Origin of the sequence: Bacillus sp. SIMBA_005 (assembly GCF_046535585.1) — a bacterium.
Classification (GTDB): Bacteria; Bacillota; Bacilli; order Bacillales; family Bacillaceae; genus Bacillus; species Bacillus pumilus.
Map to the genome: position 1 here is coordinate 1 of NZ_JAWRWI010000020.1, position 7550 is coordinate 7550.

Sequence of the window (7550 nt, forward strand, 5' to 3'; positions counted from 1 at the left end):
CAATCACCGATAAACTATCGGCAATTGGCTGTATAAAGGTGTTTTGATCCCTGTCTCAATAACGGGGGTCAGTCCCAGATCTCCCTGCGCTTTTTTTAACGAATCAAACCGTTCTTTTCTAAATAAGCAAGACTTTGTCTTAACACATCATCTTTCATAATAAAACTGAAATTCTTATTTTTTGCGATGGATCTTGGCAAGTCTGCGAAAAGAACAGGTCCTTTTGTTTCAAAATACGTGTCTTGCTTCACTAGCCTTTCAATATCAGCGAAATAAATATTTTTTACGATGACCTTTTCTCTGCCTAGCACCTGATATTGGCCAATATACGTTAATTCACGAACAACAGCACCCGTCTCTTCTTGAATCTCACGTATAGCGGCTTGGTCCGCTTCTTCATTTGGCTCAACTTTCCCTCCTGGAAACTCATAGCCCCGATCCTCATGTTCAGTGAGCAGCCATTTTCCCTGGTAACGGCAAATGGCCCAAACATGCTTTGGATGACTTGAAAAAGGCTTCTCTTCAAAGGAGAGCTTGACCGTATTATGATAATAGTCTTTAAATACATGCATGTGAAATCCCTCATATCCTGTCCTTGCTTCTTGTAAAACATCATACCACAGATCACATTTCTCTGAAGAATTTTTATCAAAAGTGAAACAAACGAGTGGTTTCATTTCGTCTGTATTTAATATAAGGTATTGTTGCTAAAACCTTTTTATCATCCCCAACTTCACCCTATTTTAATCATGAAACCTTTTATCCCTTGATGACGTAAATCAATGAGTGTTTGTCCTATTACGACGAGGAGGAAAACAGCATGAGGATAACAAATGGGTCAAAACAAGAGAAAGACCAAGCGCTTACACCCAGTAAAATCAAAAAAGAAGACGCACCTCATGAGGTGATCAACAAACACCTCATCAAAGGGCAAAAGCTAGATTTAACAAAAGACAATCCAAATATCGACCAAATTCAAATCGGGCTTGGCTGGGATTTGGCTGGCCAGCCAATTGATTTAGATACGCAAGTGTTTCTCTTAAATGAAGAGGACAAACTGTTGTCTCCAAGCCATCTGATCTATTATCATCAGCAGCAAAGCTTAGACGGAGCTGTTCGCCATCTTGGTGATCATCAAGTTGGCGGCGGGTATCGAGACAATGAAATGATCATTATGCAATTAAGCAGAGTCTCTCCAAATATTCATAAAATCGTTGTTACAGCTACGATACATGATGCACACGAGCGCAAGCATCATTTTGGACAAGTGACGAACGCTTACGTGCATCTGACTGATCAAATCTCACAACAAGAAATTTGTACCTTTCAATTAACAGAAGATTATTCATATTGTACCTCCATCATTTGCGCTCAACTCATAAGAGATGAGGAAGAATGGAAAATCATCGCAACCGGGCAAGGAACTACGCTAGATTTAAATGATTTATGCCGCATCTACGGATTCACATCTTGACGCAGAAAGGAGCCGGCACCAATGGGATTTCATTTCACCACAATAGAAGAACTTACTTTACAAGCAGAAGGCAGCGGAATCTTTTTTGCGAAAAAAGGCGCAATGATTGCCGATCAAGGTACGTTTCAATACCGCAAACGACTCCTCGGAACAAACAAAGGAAATATGGTCAGTCAAGTATTTAACCATATCAGCAGGAAATTGACAGGTGAAAACCTTGAAGTGATGGAGGTCAGTGGACAAGGTACTTGTTATTTAGCTGATTCCAGCGAGCACGTGACAGTGATTAATCTTGAGCCGAGCGGTCCTTGGCAGCATGTAAGTGTAGAAAGCGAGGATTTACTTGCCTTTACTGAGGAATGTCATTACGGCGTGACACCAGTAGGCGTAGGGATTTTATCACAGAAAGGACTGTTTACATCAAAGCTCTCCTATCAAGGCCACGGGGCGCAGGTCGCCATTAAAACAAATGGAAACCCGCTCATTTTAAAAGCCCCTTGCCGTGTAGATCCTGACGCCATTGTCGCTTGGACTGGTAAAGCACCGAAGGTCAAATTAGATGTGAACTGGAAGACCCTCATCGGACAAACATCTGGTGAATCCTACTTATTTGAGTTCCAAGAACAAGACCAAATTGTCATTATCCAGCCATCTGAGCGGACATCCGGCTTACGGGTTGGTTTAGATGATAACCGTTACAAGCCTCAGAGCCAGAGCTCCTCTCATGAATTCACGAATTCACAGACATCTCAGCAAGAGAATAGAGGCGGGCTTAGTGACCTGATCGGAGGCATCTTACAACCGCGAAAATAAAAGCATGTAGAAAATCTCTACATGCTTTTTCAATTCATTAATCCATTTGTTTCAATAAAGTTCTTTGTCTCTTCATTTCCGAACTCGAAAATCATTGAGTATATCTCTTTTCTTTTTCGATCCATTTCATCATTCGGACTGTCATAATGATATTCAAGATACGGAACATGCGCTCGAAAGAAGCCTTTCCAATCTGTCATATACTGTTCATCGAAATAGTCTCTCAGCTGCAAAATTTGATCATCGTCTGCTTCTATTTGAAATTGCCAAGCCGCAGCATCTCTATGCTGCGATATCGATCCATCCTGTACAGATACATAATATGTGTGTCTCGTCATCTGATTCATCCTTTTTCCTTTAGTATGACCAGATATGAAGAAATTACGGCTTCTTGCGCATTTTATTTTTTAACATGTCCAACACATCAATAAACAACTGTGGAATGGGAATTCCGAGGGCATTGGCTGTCGAGACGATTTGGTAAGATTCATAAATAATATAAAAGATGATCGCTAAATCCTTAATCATCCCATTTGTCTTCAGCATGACATCGAAGAAATGCGCCATGGATATTAGAGAGACCGTCACAATCTTTCGAACAAGCCGCGTAGAAAAACGTTTCATTGTGAGCTGTCCTGTCAAAGATTCTCTTAGGCTTGAACAAATTAATTCAATGGCCATGAGTGTTACTAATATCATCAGTAAATATCCTGCTCCACCAAACAGAAAGCCCATCGCTGACAAACTGACTGTAAACAACGAAAAGATGCCTAAATCCTTGCTCACTTGGCATCAACATCCTTTCAAAGTGGAACTCCTTACCTCAATAGTATATGCCAGATCTTCGCAATAGCTTGGACGACAAAAAATAAAGGCGTCGCCTTTTCAATCAGACAGAGTGATGACAAGAAAAAAAGCCGCCTTGTGTGGCGGCTTCCATCTTTAGACTCTCACATCAATAAAGCGAGCGTCTGAATCCTTTGGCTGAACAGCTTGAGGCTGCTGCTGAACTTGATCCAGCATGACCATGGCTTGTGCTGTATTCGTAGCAAGCTGTGAATTCAACAAACTAATATTAAGTGTTTTTTGAATGCTCGCGACTTGCTGACTCATCATTCCTGCAATAGAAGACATCTTCTCCCCTCCCTTCTCTTTTCTCTTCGGCTGAAAGCCCTATGATTTCAATGGGCTGTCTGTCACGATTCCAACAAAAAAGGAATGTCGATCTCTTAACGATCGACATTCCTTCCACATACGTATTATCCTAAAAATGCTTTAAGCATCCAGTTGTGTTTCTCGATAGATTGATGAATCGCAAGTAACATATCACCTGTTGTTTCATCGCCAACTTCTCCAGCCAGCTCCATTCCTTGTTTTAATTCCTCAGCGATATTGGAGAAATCATCATATAGATTTTTCACCATTTGCTCCGCTGATTCATTACCTTCAGCTTCTTGAATGCTAGAAATTTCTAAGCATTCTTTCATTGTTGCAACAGGCTGTCCATTTAAAGCAAGCATACGCTCAGCCAAATCATCAATGTATGTCGCTGTTTCTGTATAAAGTTCCTCAAATTTCTCATGAAGTGTAAAGAAGTCTTTTCCCTTTACGTACCAGTGATAGTTATGTAATTTTACGTAAAGCACAGTCCAATCTGCTACTTGTTTATTGACGACGTGTAATAATTTTTCAGACATGTTTATTCCTCCTTATGTAATTGCGTTTAGTATGAGAATACCCTTTTCCTATTATACTGAAACCTGCGATGAATTTCTTCTATTTTGGCTGCATGAAATATATGTTAATATGGAAATAAGGAGGGAGTTAGATGCTGCTACTTGGGATTATCAGCTTTATCATTATCTCAATCGTTGTCTTTTTATCGCTGTGGACAACATCGAAGGCTTATGACTATAAGCATAAAATCGATACACCACAGGATGCTGAACCAAACCAACGTCCTAACCCGAAATAAAATGCCACTTAATGATGTGAAGTTTCTTCTTCAGTAGATGAACTCTCTTTTTTCACATCACCTACTTGAATGTTCGTCTTTGGCATATTATGCTGCTGTTTAGCTGTCACATGGACTTGTATGATATAAAGGCCATCTTTTTTAAAGGCTGTATGCAATTCATATACACCTTTATTCTCTTTCTTTGGCTGAATCATCTGGCTGTTATCCTTATCGCCATCTTTCCACACTTCAAATTGAACTTCGTCTGCATCATCGACAGGCGTATCACCATATGTGACAGCTGCTTTTACTATAACGCTTTCATTTTTCTCCACTTGTTCAGGTCCTGTAAGCTTCACTTCTAATAGCTCAGGTACCTCCCCTTTTTCACTATTTGCTGCAGAGTTCCCACATGCACTTAGTAACAAGAGCATCAATATCATTCCCAACATTTTTCGCATCCCGAGTTCCCCCTTCTTTTACTGACATGTCCATTTTAACAAATATCCCCTATTTTGACATCTCATGATCGAATACAAAAAAAACCGGACATCATCATGTCCGGTTTTTGATTGATTAACCAAATACTTTGAGAAGCTCTTCTTGATCTTGAGAAAGCCAGAAACGCATCAAACGTTTTGCCCCTTCAAGGTCATGAAGCTTCGCTTGACCGCATTGCTCTTCGTTTGCCGCAGGAATTTCTGTTACTTCAACTGCATCCTTGAATGTTGCATCAAGAAGCTCAACGATTTCTTTTGGAGTTGGTGCACCACTGACCACTAAATAGTAGCCTGTCTGACAGCCCATTGGAGATATATCAATGATATCAAAATGATCGTATTTCTCTGAGTGTGTTCTAATGTTAAACGCAAGTAAATGCTCTAATGTATGAATCGTATCAGGTTTCATCGCTTGCTTGTTTGGCTGACAAAAACGAATATCAAATTTATTGACTTCTCCATCTGATCCCACTTTATGAACGCCACAATGACGAACGTATGGCGCTTTTACAGCATTATGATCAAGTTCAAAGCTTTCAACTGAAGGCATAATCACCACTCCTATAATTGCAATTTCCTATATTATAACATATTTCTCCGACCAGTTTAGTTTATAAAACTTTCCTTCCTTGTCCTTTTTTCTTATACTGTGAAAGACAGACAAGGAGGAACCTTTATGAAACAAATTTTTATCGGCATCATACGCTTTTATCAAAAATGTATTTCCCCTCTTACACCGCCTAGCTGCCGGTTTTACCCAACATGCTCAAACTATGGGTTAGAAGCGATCAAAACGCATGGCGCTTTAAAAGGCGGCTGGCTCACCATCAAACGGATATTAAAATGTCATCCGCTCCATCCTGGCGGCATCGATCCTGTCCCGCCGAAAAAGGAAAAATAACTTACTTTTTTTCATATCCGTTGACGACTACGTCAAGCTTGCCAGTTCCAGGATCAATGACAAGACCGTGCACAGGCACATTTGATGGGAGAAGCGGGTGATTTTTCACAACGGACACACTGTCCTTCACGCTCTCTTCAACCGAACTAAAGCTTTTGAGCCACTGTTTAAAATCGATTCCTGAGTATTCCAGTACTTCAATCCGTTTTTCTGGGATACCACGCTCAATGGCTTTGTTTAAAAGTGTCTGGCTGTCTATTTTGCTCATACCGCAATCATGATGCCCGATGACATAAACCTCGTCAGCATTTAATTCGTAAACAGCCACTAAAATGCTTCGCATAATACTTCCAAATGGATGAGAAACAAGAGCACCAGCACTTTTAACGATCTTGATATCTCCATTTTTCATGTTCATTGCACGTGGAAGCAGCTCGACAAGCCTTGTATCCATACATGACAGAATGACAGCTTTTTTCTGTGGAAACTTCGTTGTTGTAAATTCTTCGTATTTCTTTTCTTCAATAAATTGTTGATTATATTCGATGATTTCTTCTAAAAGTTTCATACGTTGTCCATTCCTTTATCTTTTTTTAAAAATAAATATAGCACAATGTGAGAAATTTCGTCACGTTTTGCAGCACATTTTTTTAAAAGGAAACATCTGCTGATGAAATTTTTTTATTTTCCTCTTTTCAAATCGTAATTATTACGATACAATAACTCAGGACATTAAATCGTAATCATTTCTATCTAATAGATTGAGAGGAGACATTTTCCACATGAAAAAAATCTTTTATATGTTAACAGCTGCTTTATTTGCGATCGGTCTTGCCGCTTGCTCAAGCAGTGCGGGGACAAATGCTTCAAAAGGAAAAGCAGACGGAAAGCTGACCGTTTACACCACCATTTTCCCGATTCTAGATTTCACTGAAAAAATTGGCGGTTCTCATGTTCATGCGCAAAGCGTGTACCCTGCCAATGCAGATGCACACAGCTTTGAACCAAGTTCAAAAACGATGGTTGAAATGGCTGAAGGAGACGCCTTCATCTACAGCGGCACAGGCGCTGAAGCATTCGCTGACAAAACCGCTTCTACGTTAAAAGACCAAGGCGTGAAAACAGTCAAAGCAGCCGAAGGCATCAAATTGTTATCGACAAAAGAAGAGCATTCACATGAAGAAGGCGAAGATCACGATCATGAAGAGGAAGATCATGAACATGATGGACACGATCACGGAGATAAAGATCCTCATGCATGGTTAGACCCTGTTTATGCACAGCAAATGGCGAAAAACATTAAAGATACACTCGTTTCATTAGATCCAGATCATAAAGACGAATACACAAAAAACTATGAAAAACTAAAAAAAGATTTGCAATCGCTAGATCAAGAGTTCAACACAACGTTATCTAAAGCAAAACATAAAGAAATCCTTGTTTCGCATGCAGCCTACGGTTATTGGGAAAAGCGCTACGGCATTGAACAAATCAGTGTATTAGGGTTATCCGCTTCTGAAGAGCCTTCACAAAAGCAGCTTGAAAGCATTGTCCAAAAAGCTGAAAAGCATCACATTCAATATGTGATTTTTGAAAACAACGTCAGCAGCAAAGTCTCAGATACGATCCGCAGTGAAATTGGGGCAAAAAGCCTCACACTTAAAAATTTAGAATCTATTACTGAAGATGATGCAAAAAAAGGTGAAAGCTACGTCAGCTTAATGAAACAAAATCTAAAGACCTTAAAAACCGCTTTAAATGATTAATTGTTAGGCCCGGGTGATCTCCCGGGTTTTTTGCTGTAAAAAAGCACACCATTGTAGGGTGTGCTTCAGACCGTAGACAAACCCCACCTTTACTTCAAGTAAAAGTGGGGTTTTCACATTTTTTTGATAAAAACATCAT

General features: G+C 39.8%; 13 protein-coding genes. 5 read left to right on the forward strand and 8 right to left on the reverse strand.

Translation table 11 applies throughout. The features are described from left to right. Positions 1-95 precede the first annotated feature (95 nt). Complete coding sequence (gene ytkD / locus SB660_RS18735; protein ID WP_034665337.1) at positions 96-572, reverse strand: RNA deprotection pyrophosphohydrolase; 477 nt, start codon at positions 570-572, stop codon at positions 96-98. A gap of 248 nt (positions 573-820) precedes the next feature. On the opposite strand from ytkD, the gene SB660_RS18740 reads away from it, so the two are divergent. Then, complete coding sequence (locus SB660_RS18740; RefSeq protein ID WP_410583721.1) at positions 821-1474, forward strand: TerD family protein; 654 nt, start codon at positions 821-823, stop codon at positions 1472-1474. A gap of 21 nt (positions 1475-1495) precedes the next feature. Beyond that, a complete protein-coding gene (locus SB660_RS18745; RefSeq protein WP_058014988.1) occupies positions 1496-2287 on the forward strand; it encodes an AIM24 family protein in 792 nt (263 codons plus the stop codon). Positions 2288-2316: 29 nt separating this feature from the next. Here the strand turns inward: SB660_RS18745 and SB660_RS18750 are convergent, their stop codons facing one another. The 4 genes from SB660_RS18750 to SB660_RS18765 form a co-directional block, all read right to left on the reverse strand. Continuing rightward, positions 2317-2625: a hydrolase gene (locus SB660_RS18750; protein ID WP_410583724.1), complete on the reverse strand. Its 309-nt coding sequence runs from the start codon at positions 2623-2625 to the stop codon at positions 2317-2319. Positions 2626-2668: 43 nt separating this feature from the next. Further along, a complete protein-coding gene (locus SB660_RS18755) occupies positions 2669-3073 on the reverse strand; it encodes a phage holin family protein (RefSeq protein WP_180310311.1) in 405 nt (134 codons plus the stop codon). A 156-nt stretch (positions 3074-3229) separates the two neighbouring features. Next, on the reverse strand, positions 3230-3421 hold the full coding sequence (locus SB660_RS18760; RefSeq protein ID WP_003217712.1) for a hypothetical protein: 192 nt from the start codon (positions 3419-3421) through the stop codon (positions 3230-3232). A 125-nt stretch (positions 3422-3546) separates the two neighbouring features. Further along, positions 3547-3984, reverse strand: a complete 438-nt coding sequence (locus tag SB660_RS18765) for a Dps family protein (protein ID WP_058014987.1) — start codon at positions 3982-3984, stop codon at positions 3547-3549. A gap of 131 nt (positions 3985-4115) precedes the next feature. Between SB660_RS18765 and ytzI the strand changes: the two genes are divergently transcribed. Then, complete coding sequence (ytzI, locus tag SB660_RS18770) at positions 4116-4262, forward strand: YtzI protein (RefSeq protein ID WP_180310310.1); 147 nt, start codon at positions 4116-4118, stop codon at positions 4260-4262. An 8-nt stretch (positions 4263-4270) separates the two neighbouring features. Here ytzI and SB660_RS18775 read toward each other — a convergent pair whose 3' ends face one another. Continuing rightward, entirely contained in the window at positions 4271-4705 is a 435-nt protein-coding gene (locus SB660_RS18775) for a FixH family protein (protein WP_061409231.1), read from the reverse strand. A 115-nt stretch (positions 4706-4820) separates the two neighbouring features. Next, on the reverse strand, positions 4821-5294 hold the full coding sequence (locus SB660_RS18780) for an S-ribosylhomocysteine lyase (protein WP_003217624.1): 474 nt from the start codon (positions 5292-5294) through the stop codon (positions 4821-4823). Between the two features lie 126 nt (positions 5295-5420). Between SB660_RS18780 and yidD the strand changes: the two genes are divergently transcribed. Further along, on the forward strand, positions 5421-5645 hold the full coding sequence (yidD, locus tag SB660_RS18785) for a membrane protein insertion efficiency factor YidD (RefSeq protein ID WP_003217666.1): 225 nt from the start codon (positions 5421-5423) through the stop codon (positions 5643-5645). A gap of 1 nt (position 5646) precedes the next feature. On the opposite strand, the gene SB660_RS18790 is transcribed toward yidD, so the two are convergent. Then, positions 5647-6213 (reverse strand): beta-class carbonic anhydrase, encoded by a 567-nt coding sequence (locus SB660_RS18790; RefSeq protein ID WP_061409236.1) that lies wholly within the window; start codon positions 6211-6213, stop codon positions 5647-5649. Between the two features lie 214 nt (positions 6214-6427). Here SB660_RS18790 and SB660_RS18795 point away from each other — a divergent pair, with 214 nt between their 5' ends. Next, positions 6428-7411, forward strand: coding sequence for a metal ABC transporter solute-binding protein, Zn/Mn family (locus SB660_RS18795; RefSeq protein WP_180310309.1), 984 nt, complete (start codon positions 6428-6430; stop codon positions 7409-7411). Positions 7412-7550 lie beyond the last annotated feature (139 nt).

Coding starts and splice junctions, on each gene's coding strand:
- ytkD (WP_034665337.1), bottom strand. CDS start 572: ATGCATGTATTTAAAGACTATTATCATAATACGGTCAAGCTCTCCTTT.
- SB660_RS18740 (WP_410583721.1), top strand. CDS start 821: ATGAGGATAACAAATGGGTCAAAACAAGAGAAAGACCAAGCGCTTACA.
- SB660_RS18745 (WP_058014988.1), top strand. CDS start 1,496: ATGGGATTTCATTTCACCACAATAGAAGAACTTACTTTACAAGCAGAA.
- SB660_RS18750 (WP_410583724.1), bottom strand. CDS start 2,625: ATGACGAGACACACATATTATGTATCTGTACAGGATGGATCGATATCG.
- SB660_RS18760 (WP_003217712.1), bottom strand. CDS start 3,421: ATGTCTTCTATTGCAGGAATGATGAGTCAGCAAGTCGCGAGCATTCAA.
- SB660_RS18765 (WP_058014987.1), bottom strand. CDS start 3,984: ATGTCTGAAAAATTATTACACGTCGTCAATAAACAAGTAGCAGATTGG.
- ytzI (WP_180310310.1), top strand. CDS start 4,116: ATGCTGCTACTTGGGATTATCAGCTTTATCATTATCTCAATCGTTGTC.
- SB660_RS18775 (WP_061409231.1), bottom strand. CDS start 4,705: ATGCGAAAAATGTTGGGAATGATATTGATGCTCTTGTTACTAAGTGCA.
- SB660_RS18780 (WP_003217624.1), bottom strand. CDS start 5,294: ATGCCTTCAGTTGAAAGCTTTGAACTTGATCATAATGCTGTAAAAGCG.
- yidD (WP_003217666.1), top strand. CDS start 5,421: ATGAAACAAATTTTTATCGGCATCATACGCTTTTATCAAAAATGTATT.
- SB660_RS18790 (WP_061409236.1), bottom strand. CDS start 6,213: ATGAAACTTTTAGAAGAAATCATCGAATATAATCAACAATTTATTGAA.
- SB660_RS18795 (WP_180310309.1), top strand. CDS start 6,428: ATGAAAAAAATCTTTTATATGTTAACAGCTGCTTTATTTGCGATCGGT.